Raw genomic sequence first — 22,883 nt, forward strand, 5'->3', positions numbered from 1 at the left:
TCATCCGGCCTCGGCCTGAAACCTGCCATCGACCGGCACCCCAAGGGCGGTGGCCAGCGCATTGGTCTGGCTGGCCATGGCGATGACCGCCAACAACTCGGCATGCTGCTGATCGGTCATGCCCTTGGCGCGGGCGGCGGCAGTGTGCGAATGCACGCAATATGCACAGCCATTCGCCGTCGACACCGCCAGATAGACCAGTTCCTTCACCAGCGGGTCCAGGGCGCCTGGCGCCATCACCTGCTGAAGCCGCCCCCATGTTGCGGACAGCAATGCCGGATCATGGGCCAATGCCCGCCAGAAATTGTTGATATAGTCGGTGCCGCGCGCCTCGCGGATCGCATCGAAAACGGCCCGGCTTTCCTTGGGCGCCTGCTCATCGGACAAAAGCGGGACGGTGGCCATCAAATCACCGCCATGACCCGCGCCGGCCCGCCGGTGCCCCGCGCATGTTTGGGCGCACCCACGAACAGGGTCGCGCCGGTGGCAGGCAACTGATCCAGATTGGCCAGCGCCTCGATCCCGTATCGCCCGCCCGGCAGCCACGAATTATGCACGGCGAAATCCGGGGAATTTCCGGGATCCAGCGACAGCGTGTCAACCGCGATCGCCGCCACGCCCAGTTCCGCCAGCATATCCGTGGCCGAGGTCGCAAAACCCGGAAAGGCAAAACTGCCATCGGGCGCTGTGCGGAAACCGGTATCGCCGACCTTCGCGGCCCAGCCCGAATGCATCGCCACACAGGCCCCAGACGGAATGGCACCATTGGCCGAAACCCAGGCCTCGATATCGGCGGCATCAAGCATGGCATTGGCATCCTCGGCCGCCTTGGCGCTGATGTCGATCACGCAAAGCGGGCAGATCAGCGTCTCGGGCGCCAGTTCCGCGACGCTAAGACCATCGCGCGAAAAATGCAGCGGTGCGTCGATATGAGTACCGGAATGTTCGAATATCGTCAGCTTCCACAGCTGATAGCCCGACGTGTCGAAATTCACGGCCTCTTCATAGGCAATGCCGGGCACGCCGTCGAAGGTCGGGAAATTCTCGTCAAGCACATGGGTCAGGTCGACGACCCTGCCACCTGATTGCGCAAGCGCAGGTCGCGCTGCAAGGGCGCCGGCCGCGATGGCGGCGGTTCCGGCGGCGGCAGCGCCAGAGAACAGCTGCCGCCGGCTCAGCATGGATCTCTTTACGGAATCAATGACGCAAGCATGACACATTCGGGCATCTCCTTGGCTGGTCCAGGGTAAAGGATGCCATGCCCCCTGCCCCACGCAAGGGCTTTCTCAGGTCACCAGCAGCCGCGCTGCCGCCCGCCCGGCGCGACGCCCGGTCGCAAGGCAGGTGGTCAGAAGATAACCACCGGTCGGGGCCTCCCAGTCCAGCATCTCGCCAGCCGCGAAAACGCCGGGCAAGGCATGCAACTGCAAATCCGCATCCAACGCGGCCGCCATGATCCCGCCAGCCGAGGAAATCGCACGATCCAACGGCATCGGCCCCTGCAACCGCATCGGCAAAGCCTTGCACAACCGCGCCAATTCGTCAGGTGTTTCGGGCAGGGGACGCCCCCATTCCAACAACAATGCGACCTTTACGGAATCGCCAAGCACCCGGCGCAGCCAGTTGCCCACCGACAACTTGCCCCTTGGCCGCGACATCCGCCCTGCCAGCGTCTCGATCCCCAGATCGGGCGCCAAATCCAGCACGGCTGGCGCACCATCGCGAATGATCGCCGACAGTTCATAGACCCCGCCACCCTCGATCCCGCCTTGCGAGATCACCCATTCGCCCCGGCTGTCCTGACCGCCGGCCCGGATCGCCACACCCTTCACCGCCGCACCGTAATATTGCTGCATCGGCTGAGACCAATCGACCCGAAACCCCATATTCGCCGGTCGGAACGGCGCGACCTCGACACCCGCATCGCGTATCCATGGCACCCATCCCGCGTCCGACCCCAGCCTGGGCCAGCTTGCCCCACCAAGCGCCAGCACCGCCACCTTTGGCCGCAGGACCTGCACGCCATGCGGCGCCTGAAAGCGGAAACCATCGTCGAAACCCGACCAGCGCCAACCTGTCCGCAACTCGATCCCGGCGCCGGCCAGCCGCCCCAGCCATGCCCGCAGCATCGGCGAAGCCTTCATGCCCACAGGAAACACCCGTCCGGTCGAGCCCGTGAACAGCTCGACCCCCAGACCACGCGCCCATGCCAGCACCTCGGCAGGGCCAAACCCGGTTTCTTTCTCGTCCAAATACCCACTGACCCGCGCTGCAAATGCCTCGAACGGCTCGTCTTTCGTCAGGTTCAGACCCGACTTGCCCGCCATCAGGAATTTTCGCGCCGGCGTCGGCATGGCCTCGGCCACAACCACCCGACGCCCCGGCGCGGCCAGTTGTTCGGCCGCCATCAGACCGGCTGGCCCCGCGCCGATGACCAGCGCGTCCAAGATTTCGCTCACCTGCGGCCCCGTGGCATCATCGCCAACCGGATCAGCGCGCGCTCGATCAGCGGCATCTGCGGCGCGCGGCTGCTGGATCGCAGCGTCAGGTCGGTCTCCAGCAGGTGATGCACCGCCTCTTCCAGCGGGCGCATGCCCCAGCTTTGCGCCTGCCGCGCCATGCGGTCGCGGCGCGGGCCAAAGACCGGAGGGCGCTGGCGCATCAGCCCTGCCACCGGCCCACCCGGATCGGCAGAGGCAGCATGCAGCGCGCGGAAATGGCGCAGCGCGGTGATGCACAGCGTGACGGGATTCGTCCCTTGCGCCTCGATCCGGCGCATCAGCGGGCCGAACTGACCGGGTTTCCCTTCAGCGACGGCATGGATCAGGTCGTCCAGATCGGCCTCGATGCTGGCGGGCGCCATCAGCGCGATCTCGGCAGGCGCCAGCGGGGACGAATCGCCATGCTTGTAAAGGCCGATCTTCTCGATGGTCTGGCGCAGATCGCCGGGGTCCAGCGCACGGGCCAGGGCCATCATGTCGCCCATCGCATCGCGCGGCACCTCGCGCAGGCCGGCATCGGCCAGCCATTTCGCAATCTCGTCCTCGCCCGGCGGATCGTCATAGATCGGCGCGGTGACGGCGGTGGCATGCCCCTCGAAAAACTTGCGCAGCACCGATGACTTGGCCAGCCCGCCCGCCGTCACGACGATCACGGCATCGCCGGTCTGCCATTCGCCCACAGCCGTCCTGACCGCATCGGCGGCGCTGTCGGGCGTATCCTCGACCAGCACCACCCGCTGACCGGGAAAGAAGCCGACCTCTTTGATGGCATCCAGCAATTGCGCAGGATCCTTGCGCAGATCACCGCCCGCCATGCGGGTCAGGCGCATTTCCTCATCGGCATGAGGCCCGGTCAGCGCCGCCACCGCCTCGGCCCGCTTCAACGAGACCCGCATGGCGTCCTGACCATAGATCAGCAGGCCTGCGCGCGTGGGATCGGGCTGTGCCAGATAGCGCGCGATCTCGCCGCCCTTTAGGATCAAGGTGCTGCCGCCAGAAGTCGCGTCACGACCTGATCGGCCAGCATCCGCGCCAGCCTCTGCCGCGCGTCATATTCGGCGGTGAGGGTGGCGACGGTCGTGCCGGTGGTCGAATATGAAGTGAAGGTGCTGACCTGTCCCTGCGTCACGGTCGCGCCGGTGGCATTGTCGGTCAACCGGAAATCGGCGCTGCCGTTCAGCGAATAGCGCGTGGTGATCTCATCCGGGGTGACACCCTGGGCCACCGCACCGATGCGCAGCGTATAGTCCAGCGCATAAGCTTCGCCCTCTGGCCCAAGCCGTTCAGCGATGCGGTGGTTGAAGATGAAAGCATCCGGCGTGTCGGGATCGACCGGGCGGACCTGACCGAACAGTTTTGAAGCCGCCCCGCCTGGCCCGTAAACCGGCTGCAAGCCGCAGGCGGCCAGCGCCAGAACGGCTGCCAGCAGCGCCCGGCGGGGCAGCCGGGATTGGGTATTTGGACGAGAAAGAACCTCAGGCAACCACATTGACGATCCGCCCCGGCACCACGATCAGCTTTTTCGGGGTCGCCCCTTCAAGGAAGCGTTGCACGATTTCATCAGCCATGACCATGGCCTCGATCTGATCCTTGGGCATGTCCTTGGGCACGGTGATTTCCGCCCGGCGCTTGCCGTTGATCTGAATGGGCAGGGTGACGCTGTCATCTTCCAGCATGGCCGGATCAGCCTTGGGCCAGGGGGCATCCACGACCATGCCCTTACCGCCGGCCATGGCCCAGACATCCTCGGCCAGATGCGGGACCATCGGGGCCAGAAGCTGTGCCATGATCCGCAGGACCGCGCGGCGCGATTCGCCGCCGGCGCTGGATTTGGCCGTCGCATTGGCCAGTTCATAGAGTTTCGCCACGGCCTTGTTGAAGGCAAAGCCCTCGATCGCCTTGGTCACGTCGGCGATGGCGCGATGGGCGGCGCGGGTCAGGTCGGGATCGTCGATGCCATCCGCCGGTGCCTCGTCGGCCAGGCGCCAGACGCGGGCGAGGAACTTGTTGGCGGCCTCGGCGCCGGCGGCGGTCCATTCCACGTCACGCTCGGGCGGGCTGTCGGAAAGCATGAACCAGCGGGCGGTATCAGCGCCGAAATTGGCGACGATGTTCACCGGGTCGACGACGTTCTTTTTCGACTTGGACATCTTGGCCGAGGGGATGATTTCGACCGGGGTGCCATCTGCCAGTTTGCCGTCCGTCACATCCTCGGGCAGGTGATAGACCGGGCGGCCCTTGTCGTCGCGGGTCATGTAGATTTCATGCGTGACCATGCCCTGCGTGAACAGCGCATCGAAGGGCTCTTTCGCGGCTTCGGGCAGATGCCCGGTTTTCACCATCGCGCGGGCGAAGAAGCGGGAATAGAGAAGGTGCAGAATCGCATGCTCGATCCCGCCGATATACTGGTCGACGTTCATCCAGTAATCGGCATCCGCGCGGACGGTCGGCGTGGCCGCATGGGGCGCGGTGAAGCGGGCGTAATACCACGAACTGTCCACGAACGTGTCCATCGTGTCGGTTTCGCGGGTGGCCGGACCGCCGCAGACCGGGCAGGTCGCCTGGCGCCATGTCGGGTGCCGATCCAGCGGGTTGCCGGGCACGTCAAAGCTGACATCCAGCGGCAGAAGGACGGGCAGGTTGGCTTTGGCCTCGGGCACGGTGCCGCATTTTTCGCAATGCACGACCGGGATCGGGCAGCCCCAATAGCGCTGGCGCGAGATGCCCCAGTCGCGCAGGCGGAATTTTGTGACGCCCTCGCCCCAGCCCTGCGCCTCGGCCACGGCAATGGCGGCGGTGACGGCGGCATCGCCGGTCTGATCGGCCTCGCCCGCGAAGCCGCGCACATAGGTGACGGTGTCGGATTTCAGCGGGGTATAGGCGGCCTTGGCCACCAGCGCATCGGCCTGATCGAGGCTCATGCCGCGTTCGCCGAAGGTGGCGGGGATGGCCAGCCCGTATTTCGTGGCAAACTCGTGGTCGCGTTCGTCATGGCCGGGCGAGCCGAAGATCGCGCCGGTGCCGTAATCCATCAGTACGAAATTCGCGATCCAGATCGGCAGATGCCAATCTGGGTCCAGCGGGTGGCGCACGGTCAGCCCGGTGTCATAGCCCATCTTGGGCGCGGTCTCGATCGCCTCCTCGGTGGTGCCGATGCGGCGGCATTCCTCGGTAAAGGCCTCGACCTTCGGGTCCGAAGCCGCCAGATGCTTGACCAGCGGGTGATCGGGCGACAGCGCCACGAAGGAGGCGCCCAGCAGGGTGTCGGGGCGGGTGGTATAGACCTCGATCCGGTCGAAACCCTCGGGGGCGTCCACCGTTTCAAAGCGGAATTGCAGCCCGCGCGACTTGCCGATCCAGTTGGCCTGCATCAGCCGCACCTTGTCGGGCCAGCCGTTGAGGTTATCCAGCGCCTCCAGCAGTTCCTCGGAGTAATCCGAGATGCGGAAGAACCATTGCGTCAGTTCCTTGCGCTCGACCGCCGCGCCGGAACGCCAACCCTTGCCGTCGATCACCTGTTCATTGGCCAGCACGGTCATGTCGACCGGGTCCCAGTTCACCTGGGCCGATTTGCGGGTGATCAGCCCGGCTTCGAGGAAATCCAGAAACAGCGCCTGCTGCTGGGCGACATAATCGTCGTCGCAGGTGGCGAATTCGCGGGTCCAGTCGATCGACAGGCCAAGCGGCTTCAACTGATCCTTCATCGTCGCGATATTGGCATAGGTCCAGTCGCGCGGATGGCCGCCCTGCTCCATCGCGGCGTTTTCGGCGGGCATACCAAAGGCGTCCCAGCCCATCGGATGCAGCACGCTGAAGCCTTGCGCGCGTTTGAACCGCGCCACCACGTCACCCATCGTATAGTTGCGGACATGGCCCATATGGATGCGCCCCGAGGGATAGGGGAACATCTCAAGGACGTAATATTTGGGCCGCTCGTCGCGCACGGCCAGGAAGGTGCCCGCATCTTCCCAGGCTTTGCGCCAGAGCGGTTCGCTTGAAGCGGGATCATAGGGCATGGGACGTCCTCGGGCCTTTGGATTGCCCGCCGGGTTTATACGTCCGCGTTTGTCAGGTCCAGTGGCGCGCGCGGCGCCTTACAGCTTGCCGTCCTGAATGCGCAGCTGCCGCGCGCGGGTCAGGATCGCGTCTTCGACCGCGCGGACGGTGCCCGGCTCGACCGCCGAGCCGCCGGCGCCTTGCAGGGCAAGCTTCAGGCTGCGCGCATCCAGTGCGGGATCGCTGATCTTGATCGTCGCGCGATAGGAACGGCCACCGCCGGGCGGCGTGCCATAGCCGGTGACGATCACCCCGGTATAAGGATCGACCGATTGCACCGGCAGGAAGTTCAGCACATCAAGGCTGGCATTCCACAGATACTTGTTCACCGCGACGGTGTGGTTCGGGTTCTCGTTATTGCCGAACAGATCCCAAAGCGTCGATTCCGCCCGTTCAGGGGAATCACCTTCCAGCCGCGACGGTCCGGTATCCTGATTCCCGCCGCCCCCAAGGCGCAACGAGTCGGCGCCGCAGGCGGCAAGCCCGGCACAAAGCGTCATGGCGAATGTCAGGCGCGCGGCGCGTGCGATCATCTTGCTGTCCCCCGTCATCTGGGTTTTCCCTGCTTGCCGCAGCTTTAGCCCGGAACGGCCTGCGGCCACAAGCGTCTTGGCCCGATGGGCAAATACAGGCCCCGCAACCCGACTGTGGCGCATGTGCATCACAGAAAAGAGCAAAGAATTGAGCAGGCAGGCGATTCCGTTGCATCCGCGGACCGAAAGAAGGATGACAGTTGCATCCCCAAGGCGGGCGATCCGATTTGGGCATGAGAGAGACAAGAGGGATCAAAACCATGAAAAAGGTTCTTTTCGCGACCACCGCGCTGGTTCTGTCGGCTGGTTTCGCCGCTGCTGAAGTCAGCGTTTCGGGCGACGGCCGCATGGGTTTCGTTTATGACGGCAACGACATGCAGTTCGCGAGCCGCGCTCGTGTGAAATTCACCCTGACGGGCGAATCGGACGCTGGCCTGTCGTTCGGCGGTTCGTTCCGCGTTGACCACGAAAACGCCGGTGGCGGCCTGGCCTCCAGCGGGACCGCCGGTTCGGTCTACGTTTCGGGCACCTATGGCAAGCTGAGCATGGGCGACGTCGTTTCGGCTGCTGAAGCCATCAACGGCGACCTGTACGAAATCGGCTATACCCTGGGCGCTTTCGGTAACGACATCGAAGAAATCAACTACATCACCGGCGACGGTGTGAACCTGGATCAGGGCGCTAACGTTCTGTATGAATACAGCATCAACGGCTTCAACATCGCCGCGTCGATGAGCGATGGTTCGACCAACGTTTGCACCGGTGCTGTTGCAGGCGGCGGCAGCATGGTTGACACTGATGGCGACGGCGTCCTCGAGTCGGTGAGCTGCTTTGATGGCGAAGACAGCGACGCTGCCTACTCGGTCGCCGTTGGCTATGACCTGAACGGCTACAAGCTGGGTCTGGGCTACTCGGATAACGGCACCGTCAGCGAGATCGTGCTGAGCGGCGAAGCTACCTTCAACGAATTCACCGTTAAAGGTATCTACCAGGACCTGAGCGACGCGGTCGACTCGGACGGCGTCACCGCCGTCGAGTGGGAGCGCACCTACGGTCTGGCCGCCAAGTACGACATGTCGAACGGTGTTGGCATCCAGGGCTTCTGGCGTCGTGACGAGTACACTCTGACCGACATCGCCTCGGGCGCTGATCTGGACGAAGAGTACGACAGCTTCGGTATCGGTGCCAGCTACGACCTGGGCGGCGGCGCCACCCTGGCTGGCGGTATCATCGACAGCGACTACAACGACGACACTGTTGCCGACATGGGCATCCGCTTCACGTTCTGATCCTTGTCAGAACCGAAGTATGGAAAGAGCGGGCCTTGCGCCCGCTCTTTTCTTTTTGGATGGTCGCATCATGGAACTGGAACAAATACGGGCGCGCATTGTCGCCGCCGCCAACCGTGCTGGCCGAGACCCCGCCGACGTCACGCTGATTGCCGTCAGCAAGGTGCAGCCTGCCCAACGCGTGCAGGCTGTTCTGGACGCAGGCCAGCGTGTCTTTGGCGAGAATTATGTGCAGGAAACACAGGAAAAATGGCCGGGCTGGCGCGCTGTCTTTCCGGATGTGCAGGTCCATATGATCGGGCCGCTGCAATCGAACAAGGCCAGGGCCGCGATCGAGCTGTTCGACGCTATTCACACGCTGGATCGGATGTCGCTGGCCAAGAAGCTGGCCGCGCGCGCGGCCGAGGGTGATACACTTCCGCAGCTGTTCATTCAGGTGAATACCGGGGACGAGCCGCAAAAGGCCGGGATCCTGGCCGATGAATTACCAGGTTTTCTGGCGGCGTGCCGTGATCTCGGCCTGTCGCCCGAAGGCTTGATGTGCATCCCCCCCGAGGATCAGGATCCGGTGCCGCATTTCCGCCTGCTGCGGCAGCTGGCAGGGGATAACGGGCTGCCGTTGCTGTCCATGGGGATGAGTGCCGACTTCGAATCGGCGATTGCAGAAGGTGCGACCCATGTGCGGGTCGGGTCGGCCATTTTCGGGGCGCGGGATTACGGCTGAGGCCGGGCTTTTTCGGGTATTTTCACGAGAAAGAAGGCACGATCAGCCTGGTGCCCGGCGTGGCGCGGGCGGCGATCCAGATCAGGTCGCGGCGGGCAAAGGCGATGCAGCCCTCGGTTCCGAAATGCGGGCGACGCCATTGGTGCAGAAAGATTGCGCTGCCCCGGCCCGGTTCTGCATCGGGCCAGTTCCAGTCGGTTGTCAGGATCAGGTCATAAAGTGGATCGGCCCGGCGCAGGCGTTCATGGCTGGCGGCCAGCGGGGCGCGGGTATGGTGGTTGTAATTCGCGTGGTCGGGCGCATCGCACCACAGGTCGCCGGGGCCGATGGCGCGTGCCCAGGGGGCCGGCTGACCAGCCGGTCCGGCCGATACCACAAACCCGTGATGTGATGATGGCCTGCGGGCGTGGCGCCATCGCCTTCGCGTTTGGCGGTGGTGATGCCGGTCTTGCCGATGCTGCACGGAATGGTCCGGCCGTGAAAGCGAATGCCTTGCCGGGTCAGCACCAGATCGCCGGGGGTCACAGCAGATGCCCTGACTTTTCGGCCTTCACATCCAGATAGTCGGTATTGAAGCGGTTGCGCGGGGTGATCAGCGGCACGCGCTGGACGCAGCCGATGCCGTGGCTTTCCAGCATGGCGACTTTGCGCGGGTTGTTGGTCAGCAGCCGCACCTTGTCAAAGCCCAGCTTGCGCAGCAATCCGGCACCGATGCGGAAATCGCGCTCGTCATCCTCGAATCCCAGCCGGTGGTTGGCCTCGACCGTGTCGAAACCCTGGTTTTGCAGCGCATAGGCGCGCATCTTGTTGGCCAGGCCGATGCCGCGGCCTTCCTGGTTCAGATAGAGCAGCACACCTGCCCCCTGCTGCCCCATCAGGTTCAGCGCCGCGTGCAATTGTGGTCCGCAATCGCATTTCAGGCTGCCCAGGACATCGCCGGTAAAACAGGCCGAGTGCAGCCGCGCCAGCACCGGCTGATCGCGCGGCGGATCGCCGATCTCGACGACGTAATGTTCCTCGCCGCCGTCATCGGGGCGAAAGATATGCAGCTTTGACCGTTCGGCTGCCTGCAAGGGCAGCCGCGCCGCCGCAACCGGGTTCAGGGCCGTTTCGCGCGACAGTTCGGCCATCATCGGGCCGGGGTCCAGCGCCGTCAGCCCCGGTTGCGGCGACGCCGGCACCATCAGCACCGCCGGCAGCAGCTGCGCCGATTTCACCAGCGCCAGCGCCGCCAGATGCGGGCCGGTATCGCCGCCGCGATCGGTGAACAGCGGCCCCTTCAGCGGCGTCATCAGATCGCCCGAGGGATCCGCGATGGCGCGCAGCCAGCGCAGGTCGGCATCGGCCGGCACCTGCACCCGCGCCAGCCCCGCGTCATAGGCGCGCGCCTTCAGCGTTTCGGCCCGACGCTCGGTAATGGTCAGCACCGCCGGCCCAAGTGCACACATTGCTGCCAGCCGGGGCGGCGACAGCGTTTCGACTGCCGCCGCCAGATGGGTGCCGATCAGCACCGGCAGGCCCATGCGCAGATCGGCGCGGGCGCGGGATATGGTTTCGGCAAGGGTCGGGATCAGGCTCATCGGGTCCGGGATTCTGAAACAAACTGAAACATAGTGCCTTCTGCTGACAACTCCATGTGAGATTTCCGACATGAAGCTGGACGGACGGCGCATGCAGCCCCATCCATCACCCAATGAGGCAAAGGAGGCAAGCATGCCTGGACTGAAAAAGATCCTGCTGGTCGACGACGAAGAGGACCTGCGCGAAGCTCTGGCCGAGCAACTGGTCGCCACCGATGATTTCGATGTGCTGGAAGCCGGCACCGGCGCCGAGGCTGTCGAGGCCACCAAGGGCAATATTTTCGACCTGGTGATCCTGGATGTGGGCCTGCCCGATACCGATGGGCGCGAGCTGTGCAAGAAGCTGCGCAAGCAGAACGTCAAATGCCCCATCGTGATGCTGACCGGCCATGATACCGATGCCGACACCATCCTCGGGCTGGATAGCGGCGCCAATGACTATATCACCAAGCCGTTCAAATTCCCGGTTCTGCTGGCCCGTCTGCGTGCGCAGTTCCGCACGCATGAACAGTCGGAGGACGCAATCTTCCAGCTTGGGCCCTATACGTTCAAGCCCTCGATGAAGATGCTGATCGACCAGAAGGATCGCAAGATCCGCCTGACCGAGAAGGAAACCAACATCCTGAAATTCCTGTATCGCGCACAGGATGGCGTGGTGCCGCGCGATATTCTGCTGCACGAGGTCTGGGGTTATAATGCGGGCGTGACCACGCATACGCTGGAAACCCATATCTATCGCCTGCGCCAGAAGATCGAGCCGGATCCCAGCAACGCCCGGCTGCTGGTCACCGAATCTGGCGGCTATCGCCTGGTCGCCTGACCCTGTCGCACCATTCGATCTGCCCCGGCCCGGCCTGATGCGCCGGGCCGGGGCCTGGCTTTGGGCCATATCCTCTTGCCGCCAGCCACCATGGCCATAAATCGGCGGCCGTCCCCGGCTTCGGCCCCATCTTTTCCAAGCCATTCATCCCATGCCAGAAAACACCGCAGCGTTGACAGGAAAACATCAGACGCAATTGGCAGGCCCCGGAAATTCTTTGATTTGGCGAATGAATGGCAATGCGGCCCTTTGCCCGATATTTCGGCAGCAATAGCAAAAAAAATCCACCGCACTTCGTTCAATTGCTAAATATTAATATGCAGACCAAATTTGCCTTTACCGGCTGATCGCACCGCCTTATCTTTCAGGATTATCGCACAACCTGCGGCAGAAGCGCTGCGATCCTGTCAAAGAGGCCCGGCATGCCGACCTTTGAGCTTAACGCCGACTGTTTTGGTGCCTTCGTCCTGCCGGTCGATTGCGCCGGCCCTGACGTCATGGCCAAAGTGACGGTGACCTCCGGGTTTTCCGGCACGATCATGGTGGACTGTCTGCCTGGCGGCAGGACGGAAGCGGTCAACCTGAACCTGCCCGCGGGCTGGAGCGTGTTGCAGATCCGGCGTGAGCAGATCCAAGCCGAGCGGCCGGGATGCATGGATTTCGGCTATATCATCTATGATGACGAGGATATGCCGGTTGGCACCGTGTCGCTTCGCGCCGATCATCCGGGGGAAGACCTGCTGATCTGCTCGACGCCGGAAAGACTGACGGCAATGGCCGATCGCAACCGGCCTGTCGCAGCTGCGCGGCATGTCCGCTGATCACCGCATCCGGCGGCCCTTGTCCGCCGCGCGATAGTGGTTGGCAGTTTGGGCTTGTGCGCCTCGTTCCGCCGGGCCACGCTGACGGCATGCAACGTTTTTTTGGTATCCTGCTTTTGATTGCCGCCCCGATCTTGCTGATCGGATCATTCCTTGCCTTTTTCTATCTGCTAGAGCTTGCCTGCGGCATGAACACCACCGGCTGTCACCAGGCCACTGGCCAGCTTTATGCAGAAGCCATCACAAGCGGGGCGATTGCGATTTTGCTGGTGCCCATGGCTCTTGCAGCCGCGCTTGGCGCTTTGGGCTGGTGGTTGTTGCGCCGCAGCGCTGCAGATTCGATCCCGGTCCGCACCGCCGAGCCACCAGTGCGACACTGACGGCACGGTTCACGTTCCTGTCAGCGCGGCAATGCCGATCCGCATTCATTGGAACCGCATCAGCGCCGGGACGTTTCTGTCCTGAAGCCCAGTGGTCGGAGGATACGGCCACACCTCTTTCTCTGAAGCCCCGCGCATGACCTGCGCCGGGGCTTCGTCATTTTTGCACCCATGGCGGCCAGGACCGTTTGATCGCGATCAGAACAGGAAGTCGTTGGCCGCCAGATCGTCGATCGAGACATCGACAAGGCGAATGACATTGCCATTGCCGGCATTGATCAGCACGTCGCCATTGACCTCGGACAGGTGGTTGTTGCGCAGATCATTGAACCCGGTGATCGCGCCGACATCGCGAAGGTCGATCCGCTCGCCGGCGACATCGGGGTCGAAATCCTGGATCGTGTCCTAGCCAAAGCGGCCGCTGAAGACGAATACGTCGGCACCGTAACCGCCGATCAGCCGGTCGGCACCAAGCCCGCCATCCAGAACGTCGCGCCCGACGCCGCCGGCCAACAGGTCGCGCCCCATACCGCCCGCCAGAAGGTCGCCACCCATGCCACCCCAAAGCTGATCGGCACCAAGGCCACCGGCCAGTTGATCGGCCCCAACACCGCCGCGGATGACATCGGCACCGGCCAGCCCTGACAGCCGGTCCGGCCCGCCCAACCCCAGCAGCAAATCATCGCCTTCATCGCCTTTGATGATATTGGCGACGGCTGTGCCGGTGATGCGGAAACCGATGATGCCAACCACGCCTTCACCGGTCTGATATGGCAGCCCGTCCACGTTCACCAGAACCGTATCGCTGGTAAAGCTGAGGTTCCGGGCAGGGATTTCCAGCGTGTTCAGGGCGTCGATGACCTTGATCGAATGGATCCGCATCGACGGATCCTGCCGCAGCCCCAGAAGGGTGATGGCATAGCCGTTAAAGCCGGTCTCATCATCCACATCCGCGAACCAGCCGGAATTGCCGATCACCGTATAGCTGATCCGTGCGCCGGAAATATCCAGCTGCGCGGGCACGACATAATAGGGATCGCCATTCAGGTCGTAATAGGCGGTATTGTCGAATTCAATCGCGTCATCGTCGATCTCTACCTGCGCGGTCCGTGCGGCCAGCGTATTGATGTCAGGTACAAGAATGCGCAAATGGACGTCCGTGCCTTCCAACATAGCAAATTCCCTTCGAAAACCGTTACATGATCAGCCCCTTCCATGAGGCTGGTTCCAATCTATCTGCGGATTGATCGGAATGATACGATGAGGGTTAATCGTCGGGTGGCTGTAATGGTAATGCCGCACGATATGGTCGAAATCGACGGTGCCCGCCACACCCGGCCATTGATACAACTCTCGCGTCCAGCCCCACAGGTTCGGATATTCGCGCAGCCATTTGCGATTGCATTTGAAATGCGTGTGATAGACCGGGTCGAAACGCAATGCCGTGGTCAGCAGCCGCCAGTCGGCCTCGGTCACCCGGTCGCCGGTCAGATAGCGGCTGCGTGACAGCGTTTCCTCCAGCCAGTCGAGGCTGTCGAACAGTGGCCAGACCGCCTTGTCATAGGCATCCTGACTGGTCGCGAAGCCGGCCTTGTATACGCCATTGTTCACCGTGTCATAGATGCGCTGGTTCAACTGCTCGCATTCCTTGCGCAGGGAAGGCGGGTTGTAATCATCCTCGTTCCCGGTCAGGCCGTTGAAGGCGCTGTTGAACATACGGATGATATCGGCGCTTTCATTCGATACGATCGTGTCACGCTCGCGGTCCCACAGGACCGGAACCGTCACCCGCCCGCTGGCCTTGGGGTTGGCGCGCAGATAGATGTCGCGCAGAAAGGCCGAGCCGAACAGCTTGTCACCCGTCGCACCGGGAAAATCGGTGCGGAATTCCCACCCGTCCGACAGCATGTCGGGATGCACGATCGACACGTCGATATGCGGGGTCAGCCCCTTGATCGCGCGAAAGATCAGCGTGCGATGCGCCCAGGGACAGGCCAGCGAGACATAAAGGTGATAGCGCCCGCTTTCGGCCTTGAACCCGCCTTCGCCACTTGGCCCGGCCGAGCCGTCCGCCGTGACCCAGTTTCGGTGACGCGCGCTGTCCCGCACGAAAGCGCCGCCTGACGCGCTGGTGTCATACCAGACATCGTGCCATTCACCGTCGACCAGTTGACCCATCCAATCCTCGCTAGCTTGCTTTCGTTCCCCCCGAACCTCGCGGTCAGGCGATGGCCTGATCGCGCGTCTCGGTCCTGACCAGCAGCATAAGCGCCACGGCCGCCAGAACCAACAGCCCCGCAAAGGTGCCAATGGCCACGCCAAAGCCCTTGGCGATGATCGCGCCAAGCAGGCTGGGGGCAATGATGCCGCCAAGCCGCGCCACGGCGCTGGCCGTGCCCATGCCGGTGCCGCGCAGCGGTGTTGGGTAAAGTTCCGGCGTGAAGGCGTAAAGCGCGCCCCATGTGCCCAGCAGGGCAAAGCTCATCAGGATAAGCGAGACGGCGACCATGGCGGGCGATCCGGCGATGGTGAACAGGAAACAGCCCGCCGCGCTGGCCAGCAGAAACAGCGCCAGCGTGACCCGCCGGCCCCAGTTTTCCACACCCCAGGCCGCCAGCGCATAGCCCGGCACCTGCGCCAGCGCCAGAACCAGCAGGAAGCCATAGCCGCGCACGAAGCCGAACCCCTCGCCCGCCAGCTGGCCGGGCAACCAGATGAACACACCGTAATAGGACAGCGAGACAAGGAACCAGACCGCCAGGATGCCAAGCGTCCGCGACCGCAGCGCCGGTGCAAAGATCGAACGCTCTGCCGCCGGATCATGGGGCGCCGCGACGATCCTTGTATCGCCGCCAAGGGGCTGTGCCCCGTTGGTGATCAGCACCCGGTTCATCACTGCACGCACCTCGTCCTGGCGGTCGTGGCGCACCAGAAACATCGGCGATTCCGGCAGCCACAGCCGCAGCCAGAACCCGATCAGCGCCGGGATGGCGGCCACGGCAAAGATCCAGCGCCACGCCTCGGCCACGCCATTCACGCTGGCGATCCAGGCGGTCAGGGCGATGACGATGGTGCCGATGGCCCAGAACCCCTCCAGCCAGACCAGCCAGCGGCCCCGGTTCTTGGGCGGCAGGAACTCGGCCATCATGGCATAGTCGACGGGCAGCGTGCCGCCCACGGCCATGCCGGTGAGGAAGCGCAGGATGATCAGCACGTCCAGACTGGGCGAAAACGCCGCCGCAATGCCAAAGACCGCATCGGCGCCAACCGTCAGCAACAGCACCTTGCGGCGCCCGATCCGGTCGGCCAGCCGGCCAAACAGAAACGCGCCCACGAACATGCCCAGAAAGAACATCGTGCCGGTGGATTTGATCGCCTCGGGCACGGTCAGCCCATAGCTGGCGGCAATCGAGGGCGCGGAAAACCCGACCGAGATCACCTGCATCGCATCCGCGGCCCAGACCAGCCCGAAGATCCCCAGCAGCCGCCACTGGAACCGGCCGGTTCCGCCGCGCGTCAGCGCCTCGTCGATTGTCAGGTCCATGGCCGCCCTCTTTGCCCTTATGCTGCGCATGCATCCTGTATCGGGCAACCGCCGGCAGACAACGCCTTTTCTGGCGTTTCAGCGGTTTTTTGGCGGAACTCGACACGGCCAGCCGGCACGTTTACTGTCCCGCGCATCAGATCAAGAGGTCCCATGTTCACGATTGCCACCTGGAACATCAACTCGGTCCGCCTGCGCGAGGCACTCGTCTGCCGCCTGCTGACCGAAGAAGCCCCTGACATTCTGTGCCTTCAGGAAATCAAGTCGCCGGTCGACAAGATGCCGGTCCAGGGCTTTGCCGATCTGGGTTACCGGCATGTCGTTGCACGGGGGCAAAAGGGCTATAACGGCGTGGCGATCCTGTCGCGCCTGCCGATCGAGGATGCGGGCGACCGCGACTATGCCGGGCTGGGCCATGCGCGACATGTGGCCGCGCGGCTGGAAAACGGGGTCACGATCCACAATTTCTATGTCCCGGCGGGCGGCGATATTCCCGACCGCGACCAGAACGAGAAATTCGGGCAGAAGCTGGATTTTCTGACCGAGATGCGTGACGTTTTCCATGCCGACAAGCCGCAGCGGTCGATCATGGTGGGCGACCTGAACATCGCCCCGCGCGAGGATGACGTCTGGTCGCACAAGCAATTGCTGAAGATCGTCAGCCATACCCCCATCGAGGTCGACCATCTGGACGCCGCGCAGGACGCCGGCAAATGGGTCGACATCACCCGGCAGGACATCCCCCAAGGCCTGCTTTACAGTTGGTGGTCCTATCGCGCGAAGGATTGGGACGCGGCCGACAAGGGCCGGCGGCTGGATCATATCTGGGCCACGCCCGATATCGCCAATGCTGCGCATGGCAGCCGCATCCTGCGCCCGGTGCGCGGGTGGGAACAACCAAGTGACCATGTCCCCGTCCTTGCCAGCTTCGACCTGTAAACCATGGGCAAGCTGACACGCCGCGCGCTGCTTCTGGGAACCGGCGCCGCCATCGGGGGCTGGGCTGCGACCCGGCTTGCCCCCTGGCATGACACGTTGGACGGGGTGCCACTGACCGGCCCCACGCCCGAGGGGATGCTGAACGACGCCTCGCTGCTGTCGCCCACGCCCGTCGCCAAGCATATCGTCCTGACCGAGGATCCGGGCGAGGCGCTGATCGCCCGCCTGCGCGCCGAACTGGCCGAGGCGCGGGCGGCGAACCGCCCCCTGTGCCTGTCTGCCGCGCGGCATTCCATGGGCGGGCAATCCCTGCCGATGAATGGCACAGCGCTTGGCTGGGACAATGGCACCATCCAGATCGACAGCACGGCGCAGACCTATCTGGCGCCCGGCAATGCCCGCTGGTCGCAGATCATCAATGCGCTGGACCCGGCGGGCCTGTCACCCAAGGTCATGCAGTCCAACCATGATTTCGGCGTTGCGGCGACCTTCAGCGTCAATGCCCATGGCTGGCCGGTGCCGCATGGGCCGATGGGGTCCACGGTGCGCAGCCTGACGATGATGCTGCCCGATGGCCAGGTCGCCACCTGCTCGCGCAGCGAAAACCCCGATCTGTTCGGCATGGCCATGGGCGGCTATGGCCTGATCGGGCTGATCCTGACGATGGAGGTCGAGGCCGCGCCGAACATGCGCGTCACGCCGACCTTCCAGCAGATGCCGGGGACCGGGTTGGCCGATGCCTTCATGGCGGCGCTGGACGACCCGGCCGTTGGCATGGCCTATGGCCGGCTGTCGGTGGACCGGGCGCGGTTTCTGGACCAGGGGCTGATGATCGCCTATCGCCCCGATGCCGATCAGTCCGACCTGCCGCCTGCCGCCGGCTCGGGCTGGGTGTCGCGGGCGGCGGCGCATATCTATCGCGCGCAGCTGTATCGCGAGCCGATGAAGCGCCTGCGCTGGTGGACAGAAGCCAGCCTGAACCCGCGCCTTGGCGGCACATCCACCCGCAACAGCCTGATGAACGAACCCGTGGCGACACTGGACGACGGCGACCCGACGCGGACCGACATCCTGCACGAATATTTCGTGGAACCGGCCCGCTGGTCCGATTTCATCGCCGTCTGCAAGGATGCGATCCCGCCCAGCTATCAGGAAATGCTGAACGTCACGATCCGCTATGTCGCGGCCGATCCTGACAGCTGGCTGGCCTATGCGCCCACGCCCCGGCTTGCGGCGGTCATGTCCTTCAGCCAGGAAATGTCCGAACGGTCCGAGGCCGACATGGCCCGCATGACCCGCGACCTGATCGACGGCATGGCCGGCATCGGCGGCAGCTATTACCTGCCCTATCGCCCCCACGCCACCATTGACCAGTTCGCGACTGTCTATCCTCGGGCTGCGGACTTTGCCGCTGCAAAGCGCGCACTGGACCCCAGCCTGACCCTGCGAAACGCCCTGTGGGACAATTATCTGAGGACGCTATGAGCTTTCATCAAAAGGTTGCCTTGTTTTATGCCGTCGCCCTGTTCGGTGCGGCAGCGATCAATTACGTCCCCGGCCTGACCGACCCCGACGGGCTGGCCTTCGGCATCTTTGCGCTGGATATATTCGACGACCTGCTGCACCTGGCATCCGGGCTTTGGGCACTGGCGGCGGCGCTGATTTCCGCCCGTGCGGCGCGGAACTTCCTGCTGATCTTTGGCGCGCTTTATCTGGCCGACGGTGCGATGGGTCTGGCGGTCGGGTCGGGCTATCTGGACCTTGGCATCATCAATAACGGCGTGCTTGACTTGCCCTTCGGCTTCAAGATCCTGGCCAATGCGCCCCATATCCTGCTGGGCGGCGGCGCCCTGCTGGCGGGGCTGCGGAAGTGAGGTTCCTGTGGCGATGGCTGAAACGGCTGGCGCTGGCGCTGCTGGTCGTTGTTGTGCTGCTGGCCCTGCCGGTTATCCGAAACGAAACCATGTGTCGGGGCACGCCGCTGGCGCAGGATCACGCGCCCATCGTCGGCCAGACCCGCGATGAATCGCGGACTTTCACCACCTATCCCGAATGGCATATCGTCCATGCCTATGCCGATTATGCCCGCGTCATCGCCAAGGATGACCCGCATGATTTCGGCTTTTTCACGGCGATGCGGGGCTTCTGGTCCTCGCTGTGCCCGCTGACCGAAATGGCCGATCAGCATGGCGGGTTCACCACCGAATCCAAGATGACGATCTATACCATCGGGGTCAGCTTTACCGCCGAACTGGCACTGAAGGCCGCCTATGAGGAAACGCTTGGCCGGGTGGCCACATGGATTCGCGGACCCGAACACAGCACGCTGGACCAGTTGTCAGCCCAGCAGGCGGCCGACTACGCCGCCTTCCTGCAACAGACGCCGTGGTACAAATGGGACTTCGCCGCCGACGCGCAGGCGCTGGACGATACAGCTACCGATGCCTTCCGCGACCGCGAGAGGCGGCTGGCGCTTGGGTTGGAATATCGCGCCAAGGCCGCCTATGCCGGCGTGATCGCCAATGCTGTCGCCGCCACCGGCACGGACGAGCTGACATTGCGCGCGGTCGTCACCGGCATGACCGAGACGCAACTGACAGCCATCCCCGGCGTCACCGTCATCCAGCGCCGCCCCGAAGGATGGGAGATCGAGACGCCCCGCTATCGTGAACTGACGCAGATCCTTGCCCGGATCGCGCAGGATGGCGGGCAGATGGTGGAAATCGCCGGCAATGACGACATTTTGCTGACCGCAATCACCGATGGACCTGCCGATCTGGGCGCGATCTTTACGTTCCCCATGCAGGGCAGCGATCAGGTGCGGCATCTGGTCGTCGTCAAGGTGCCGGACCTGGCGGGCCGGCTGCGCGATCTGGCCGCCGGCGGCGCGCGGCTGGAACATATCCACGACTATTGATGCGGCGCGTGGTGGCATATGCGCTGGCCGTGGCGCTTGGCTGGCTGGCGCTGATGGCGGGCGGCATGTTCATTCCGGGCGCGGCGCCCTCGGCGCTGGTGATCCTGCCCTCACCCGACCTGCTGGCGCGGCTGCCCGATGCCGGGCTGGTCCATGCCTCGCGCTGGACGGCCACGATCAACGGCGTGACGGCAGGCGACATCTATCAAAGCCGCGCCGGATGGCTGGTCCTGCCCGCGGGATTGCCACTTTGCATGGCCCTGCCCGACCGCTGACCTTGCAACCATCGGGGGCATAGCCCTATCTATGCGCAAACCCATGCGATGAGAGATGCGATGCTGACCCTTGGTTCCGAACCCGCCGCCGCGCCCACTACCAGCGATTTCATCAAGGACGTGACCGAGGCCGATTTCTTGGCCGAGGTGGTCCAGAAATCCATGGAAGTCCCGGTCATCGTCGATTTCTGGGCGCCCTGGTGCGGCCCCTGCAAGACGCTTGGCCCCCAGCTGGAGGCCGAGGTGGCCCGCCACAAGGGCCGCGTGCGCATGGCCAAGGTGAACGTGGACGAAAACCAGATGATCGCTGGCCAGTTGCGCGTGCAGTCGATCCCGACGGTCTATGCCTTTTTCCAGGGCCAGCCAGTCGATGCCTTTCAGGGCGCGGTGCCGCCAAGCCAGATCAAGCAATTCGTCGAAAAGCTGATCGCACTTGGCGGCGATGATGGCGGGCTGGCCGATGCGCTGGCCGCCGCCGAGGCGATGCTGGAAGAAGGCGCGCATGGCGATGCCCTCGAAACCTTCGCTGCCATCATCGGCGAGGAACCCGAAAGCGCCGATGCCTGGGGCGGGCTGATCCGCGCCAATCTGGCAGCCGGTGACGATGCTGCCGCCGCCGAGGCACTGGACCAGGTGCCCGCCGCCATCGCCCGCACCGCCCAGATCGAGGCTGCCCGCGCCCAGTTGCAGCTGGCCCGGCAGGCACAGAATGCCGGGCCCCTGGGCGACTTGCAGGCGCGTGTTCAGGCCGACCCGGATGATCAGCAGGCACGGCTGGAACTGGCCCAGGCGCTGCATGCGGCCGGTGACGTCGAACAGGCCATCGACGTGCTGCTGGACAGTTTCCGCCGCGACCGCGACTGGAACGACGGCGCCGCCAAGGCGCAGCTGTTCACGATTTTTGACAGCCTGAAGCCCAATGACCCGCTGGTGCAGAAAAGCCGGCGCCGGCTGTCCTCGATGATCTTTTCCTGATGCGGACCCCGCATCCGCTGCCTGAACGGATCGTGCTGTTCCCCTTGCCGGGGGCCCTGCTGTTGCCGCGGGCGCGGCTTCCCTTGCAGATTTTCGAGCCGCGCTATCTTCAGATGCTGGAAGACGTTCTGAAATCGGGGCACCGGATGATCGGCATGATCCAACCCTGCGAGGATGGTCTGGCCGAAGTCGGCTGCGCCGGCCGGGTGGTTGCCTTCAGCGAAACAGACAATGGCCGGATGCTGATTCAACTGCGTGCCGTTTGCCGCTTTCGCCTGAACCAGGTGGAAGAGGGGTTTCACCCCTATCTGACAGGGTGGGCGGATTGGTCGGGATTTGCGGATGATCTGTCCAACAGCGCCGAGACCGACCCCGGCTTTGACCGTGCCCCCTTCATGGCGCGGCTGCGGCGCTATATGCTGGCGCATGAGCTGTCGACCGACTGGGAAACCGCCGGTAATGCTGAAACCGAAACGCTGATCAATTCGCTGTCGATGCTGCTGCCGCTGCCACCCGAGGAAAAGCAGGCCCTGCTGGAAGCGCCGACCCTGGCGGAACGCCGTGCCCTGCTGGACGGGCTGATCGAATTTGCACTGCGCAGCGGCGAGAACGAGGAACGATTGCAATGACCGAGGACACCCAGCCGCAGGCGCCCGGCTTTGACCGCCAGATGCTAGAGGCGCTGGTCTGCCCGGTGACCCATACGACGCTGCATTATGATGCGGCCCGGCAGGAACTGGTGTCACGGACGGCGGGGCTGGCCTTTCCGATCCGGCAGGGGATTCCGATCATGCTGATCGACGAGGCACGCCAGATCAAGGCCAATGGCGACGGGTCGCATGGCTGACGCCGGGACAGACAGGCATCCCCGGACCGGACATGAAGGCTGGCGACAGCTGCCTGTCTGGGTCGTGGGGCTGATCCTGGTCTGTTGCGTGATCGAGGCCGCAATCATCGGCCTGACCCTGACCGGCATGGCTGATGCCCGGCAGATCGCGACGATCTATGGCGGTTTCTGGACCGAGCTTCTGGCCGGGAACTGGTTGCCGGCCTATGCCGCGCAGCCGGTGGTGATGTTCTTCAGCTATGGCCTGCTGCATGGCGGGGTGCTGCATCTGGCGATGAACATGATCTCGCTGGCGGTGGTGGCGCGTGAATTGGTGCGCCTGGTTGGCGCGGGCTGGATGGCGGTGATCTATCTGATCTCGCAACTGGCGGCGGCGGGGCTGTTCGCGGCAATGGCGCCGGGGCCGGCGCCGATGGTCGGGGCCTCGGGCGCGATCTTCGGGCTGGCGGGGGCGCTGGTCGTGCTGGTGGCGCTGCTGCGGCGGCGGCGGGGGCAACCGATGGCACCGCTGTGGCGAGCCGTCGCCAATATCGTCGTGCTGAATCTTGGCCTGACGCTGCTTGCGCCCGGCATCGCCTGGCAGGCGCATCTGGGCGGCGCCATCGCGGGAATGGCCTGCGGGCTGTTGCTGTGGCTGCTGTTCGTCCCCAAACAACCGATGGCAAAGTGACACGGCTTGGGC

General features: G+C 64.1%; 25 protein-coding genes and 1 pseudogene. 14 read left to right on the forward strand and 12 right to left on the reverse strand.

Annotation, left to right across the window (positions count from 1 at the left end):
• From FNJ84_RS03325 to FNJ84_RS03355, 7 genes are all read right to left on the reverse strand, one after another.
• A complete protein-coding gene (locus FNJ84_RS03325) occupies nucleotides 1–405 on the reverse strand; it encodes a carboxymuconolactone decarboxylase family protein (RefSeq protein ID WP_143791518.1) in 405 nt (134 codons plus the stop codon).
• On the reverse strand, nucleotides 405–1,220 hold the full coding sequence (locus FNJ84_RS03330) for a cyclase family protein (RefSeq protein ID WP_143791519.1): 816 nt from the start codon (nucleotides 1,218–1,220) through the stop codon (nucleotides 405–407). Before FNJ84_RS03330 ends, FNJ84_RS03325 begins: the two co-directional genes overlap by 1 nt.
• Before the next feature lie 66 nt (nucleotides 1,221–1,286).
• Nucleotides 1,287–2,447 carry a TIGR03862 family flavoprotein gene (locus tag FNJ84_RS03335; protein WP_143791866.1) on the reverse strand — a complete coding sequence of 387 codons (1,161 nt, stop codon included), beginning with the start codon at nucleotides 2,445–2,447 and terminating at the stop codon, nucleotides 1,287–1,289.
• A gap of 8 nt (nucleotides 2,448–2,455) precedes the next feature.
• Nucleotides 2,456–3,484 carry a DNA polymerase III subunit delta gene (gene holA, locus FNJ84_RS03340; protein ID WP_143791520.1) on the reverse strand — a complete coding sequence of 343 codons (1,029 nt, stop codon included), beginning with the start codon at nucleotides 3,482–3,484 and terminating at the stop codon, nucleotides 2,456–2,458.
• Nucleotides 3,481–3,990 (reverse strand): LPS assembly lipoprotein LptE, encoded by a 510-nt coding sequence (lptE, locus tag FNJ84_RS03345; RefSeq protein WP_143791521.1) that lies wholly within the window; start codon nucleotides 3,988–3,990, stop codon nucleotides 3,481–3,483. Before lptE ends, holA begins: the two co-directional genes overlap by 4 nt.
• Entirely contained in the window at nucleotides 3,977–6,517 is a 2,541-nt protein-coding gene (gene leuS / locus FNJ84_RS03350; protein WP_143791522.1) for a leucine--tRNA ligase, read from the reverse strand. The genes lptE and leuS overlap by 14 nt, the downstream gene beginning before the upstream one ends.
• Before the next feature lie 78 nt (nucleotides 6,518–6,595).
• Nucleotides 6,596–7,108: a DUF3576 domain-containing protein gene (locus FNJ84_RS03355; protein ID WP_370454556.1), complete on the reverse strand. Its 513-nt coding sequence runs from the start codon at nucleotides 7,106–7,108 to the stop codon at nucleotides 6,596–6,598.
• 242 nt (nucleotides 7,109–7,350) lie between these two features.
• On the opposite strand from FNJ84_RS03355, the gene FNJ84_RS03360 reads away from it, so the two are divergent.
• On the forward strand, nucleotides 7,351–8,379 hold the full coding sequence (locus tag FNJ84_RS03360) for a porin (RefSeq protein WP_143791523.1): 1,029 nt from the start codon (nucleotides 7,351–7,353) through the stop codon (nucleotides 8,377–8,379).
• Between the two features lie 70 nt (nucleotides 8,380–8,449).
• Nucleotides 8,450–9,103, forward strand: a complete 654-nt coding sequence (locus FNJ84_RS03365; RefSeq protein ID WP_143791524.1) for a YggS family pyridoxal phosphate-dependent enzyme — start codon at nucleotides 8,450–8,452, stop codon at nucleotides 9,101–9,103.
• A 22-nt stretch (nucleotides 9,104–9,125) separates the two neighbouring features.
• Here the strand turns inward: FNJ84_RS03365 and FNJ84_RS03370 are convergent.
• A pseudogene (locus tag FNJ84_RS03370) lies at nucleotides 9,126–9,628 on the reverse strand (L,D-transpeptidase).
• Complete coding sequence (ribA, locus tag FNJ84_RS03375) at nucleotides 9,625–10,683, reverse strand: GTP cyclohydrolase II (RefSeq protein ID WP_143791525.1); 1,059 nt, start codon at nucleotides 10,681–10,683, stop codon at nucleotides 9,625–9,627. The pseudogene FNJ84_RS03370 and the gene ribA overlap by 4 nt, the downstream one beginning before the upstream one ends.
• A gap of 133 nt (nucleotides 10,684–10,816) precedes the next feature.
• On the opposite strand from ribA, the gene FNJ84_RS03380 reads away from it, so the two are divergent.
• The 3 genes from FNJ84_RS03380 (at nucleotide 10,817) to FNJ84_RS03390 (ending at nucleotide 12,704) form a co-directional block, all read left to right on the forward strand.
• Nucleotides 10,817–11,503 (forward strand): response regulator transcription factor, encoded by a 687-nt coding sequence (locus FNJ84_RS03380; protein ID WP_143791526.1) that lies wholly within the window; start codon nucleotides 10,817–10,819, stop codon nucleotides 11,501–11,503.
• A gap of 422 nt (nucleotides 11,504–11,925) precedes the next feature.
• Nucleotides 11,926–12,324, forward strand: coding sequence for a hypothetical protein (locus FNJ84_RS03385; protein ID WP_143791527.1), 399 nt, complete (start codon nucleotides 11,926–11,928; stop codon nucleotides 12,322–12,324).
• A gap of 89 nt (nucleotides 12,325–12,413) precedes the next feature.
• Complete coding sequence (locus FNJ84_RS03390) at nucleotides 12,414–12,704, forward strand: hypothetical protein (protein ID WP_143791528.1); 291 nt, start codon at nucleotides 12,414–12,416, stop codon at nucleotides 12,702–12,704.
• A 405-nt stretch (nucleotides 12,705–13,109) separates the two neighbouring features.
• On the opposite strand, the gene FNJ84_RS03395 is transcribed toward FNJ84_RS03390, so the two are convergent.
• From FNJ84_RS03395 to FNJ84_RS03405, 3 genes are read right to left on the reverse strand one after another with little or no spacing between them, the layout of a single operon-like run.
• Nucleotides 13,110–13,877 (reverse strand): calcium-binding protein, encoded by a 768-nt coding sequence (locus FNJ84_RS03395; RefSeq protein ID WP_143791529.1) that lies wholly within the window; start codon nucleotides 13,875–13,877, stop codon nucleotides 13,110–13,112.
• 30 nt (nucleotides 13,878–13,907) lie between these two features.
• Entirely contained in the window at nucleotides 13,908–14,882 is a 975-nt protein-coding gene (locus tag FNJ84_RS03400; RefSeq protein ID WP_143791530.1) for a glutathione S-transferase family protein, read from the reverse strand.
• Between the two features lie 43 nt (nucleotides 14,883–14,925).
• The gene (locus FNJ84_RS03405; protein ID WP_143791531.1) at nucleotides 14,926–16,248 is read right to left on the reverse strand and encodes an MFS transporter; all 1,323 of its coding nucleotides are present in this window, start codon (nucleotides 16,246–16,248) and stop codon (nucleotides 14,926–14,928) included.
• 153 nt (nucleotides 16,249–16,401) lie between these two features.
• Between FNJ84_RS03405 and FNJ84_RS03410 the strand changes: the two genes are divergently transcribed.
• The 9 genes from FNJ84_RS03410 to FNJ84_RS03450 are packed head-to-tail and all read left to right on the forward strand — an operon-like array spanning nucleotide 16,402 to nucleotide 22,871.
• The gene (locus FNJ84_RS03410; RefSeq protein ID WP_143791532.1) at nucleotides 16,402–17,187 is read left to right on the forward strand and encodes an exodeoxyribonuclease III; all 786 of its coding nucleotides are present in this window, start codon (nucleotides 16,402–16,404) and stop codon (nucleotides 17,185–17,187) included.
• A gap of 3 nt (nucleotides 17,188–17,190) precedes the next feature.
• Nucleotides 17,191–18,672 (forward strand): FAD-binding protein, encoded by a 1,482-nt coding sequence (locus FNJ84_RS03415; RefSeq protein ID WP_143791533.1) that lies wholly within the window; start codon nucleotides 17,191–17,193, stop codon nucleotides 18,670–18,672.
• Nucleotides 18,669–19,061, forward strand: a complete 393-nt coding sequence (locus FNJ84_RS03420) for a DUF4383 domain-containing protein (protein WP_143791534.1) — start codon at nucleotides 18,669–18,671, stop codon at nucleotides 19,059–19,061. Before FNJ84_RS03415 ends, FNJ84_RS03420 begins: the two co-directional genes overlap by 4 nt.
• Entirely contained in the window at nucleotides 19,058–20,104 is a 1,047-nt protein-coding gene (locus tag FNJ84_RS03425) for a hypothetical protein (RefSeq protein ID WP_143791535.1), read from the forward strand. Before FNJ84_RS03420 ends, FNJ84_RS03425 begins: the two co-directional genes overlap by 4 nt.
• Nucleotides 20,104–20,379 carry a hypothetical protein gene (locus FNJ84_RS03430; RefSeq protein ID WP_185968407.1) on the forward strand — a complete coding sequence of 92 codons (276 nt, stop codon included), beginning with the start codon at nucleotides 20,104–20,106 and terminating at the stop codon, nucleotides 20,377–20,379. The genes FNJ84_RS03425 and FNJ84_RS03430 overlap by 1 nt, the downstream gene beginning before the upstream one ends.
• Nucleotides 20,380–20,439: 60 nt before the next feature.
• Complete coding sequence (gene trxA, locus FNJ84_RS03435; protein ID WP_143791868.1) at nucleotides 20,440–21,354, forward strand: thioredoxin; 915 nt, start codon at nucleotides 20,440–20,442, stop codon at nucleotides 21,352–21,354.
• The gene (locus tag FNJ84_RS03440) at nucleotides 21,354–21,983 is read left to right on the forward strand and encodes an LON peptidase substrate-binding domain-containing protein (RefSeq protein ID WP_143791537.1); all 630 of its coding nucleotides are present in this window, start codon (nucleotides 21,354–21,356) and stop codon (nucleotides 21,981–21,983) included. The genes trxA and FNJ84_RS03440 overlap by 1 nt, the downstream gene beginning before the upstream one ends.
• Nucleotides 21,980–22,201: a Trm112 family protein gene (locus tag FNJ84_RS03445; protein WP_143791538.1), complete on the forward strand. Its 222-nt coding sequence runs from the start codon at nucleotides 21,980–21,982 to the stop codon at nucleotides 22,199–22,201. Before FNJ84_RS03440 ends, FNJ84_RS03445 begins: the two co-directional genes overlap by 4 nt.
• A complete protein-coding gene (locus FNJ84_RS03450) occupies nucleotides 22,194–22,871 on the forward strand; it encodes a rhomboid family intramembrane serine protease (protein ID WP_185968408.1) in 678 nt (225 codons plus the stop codon). The genes FNJ84_RS03445 and FNJ84_RS03450 overlap by 8 nt, the downstream gene beginning before the upstream one ends.
• The last annotated feature ends 12 nt before the right edge of the window (nucleotides 22,872–22,883 follow it).

Origin of the sequence: Paracoccus sp. M683, assembly GCF_007096355.1 — a bacterium.
Taxonomy (GTDB): Bacteria; Pseudomonadota; Alphaproteobacteria; order Rhodobacterales; family Rhodobacteraceae; genus Paracoccus.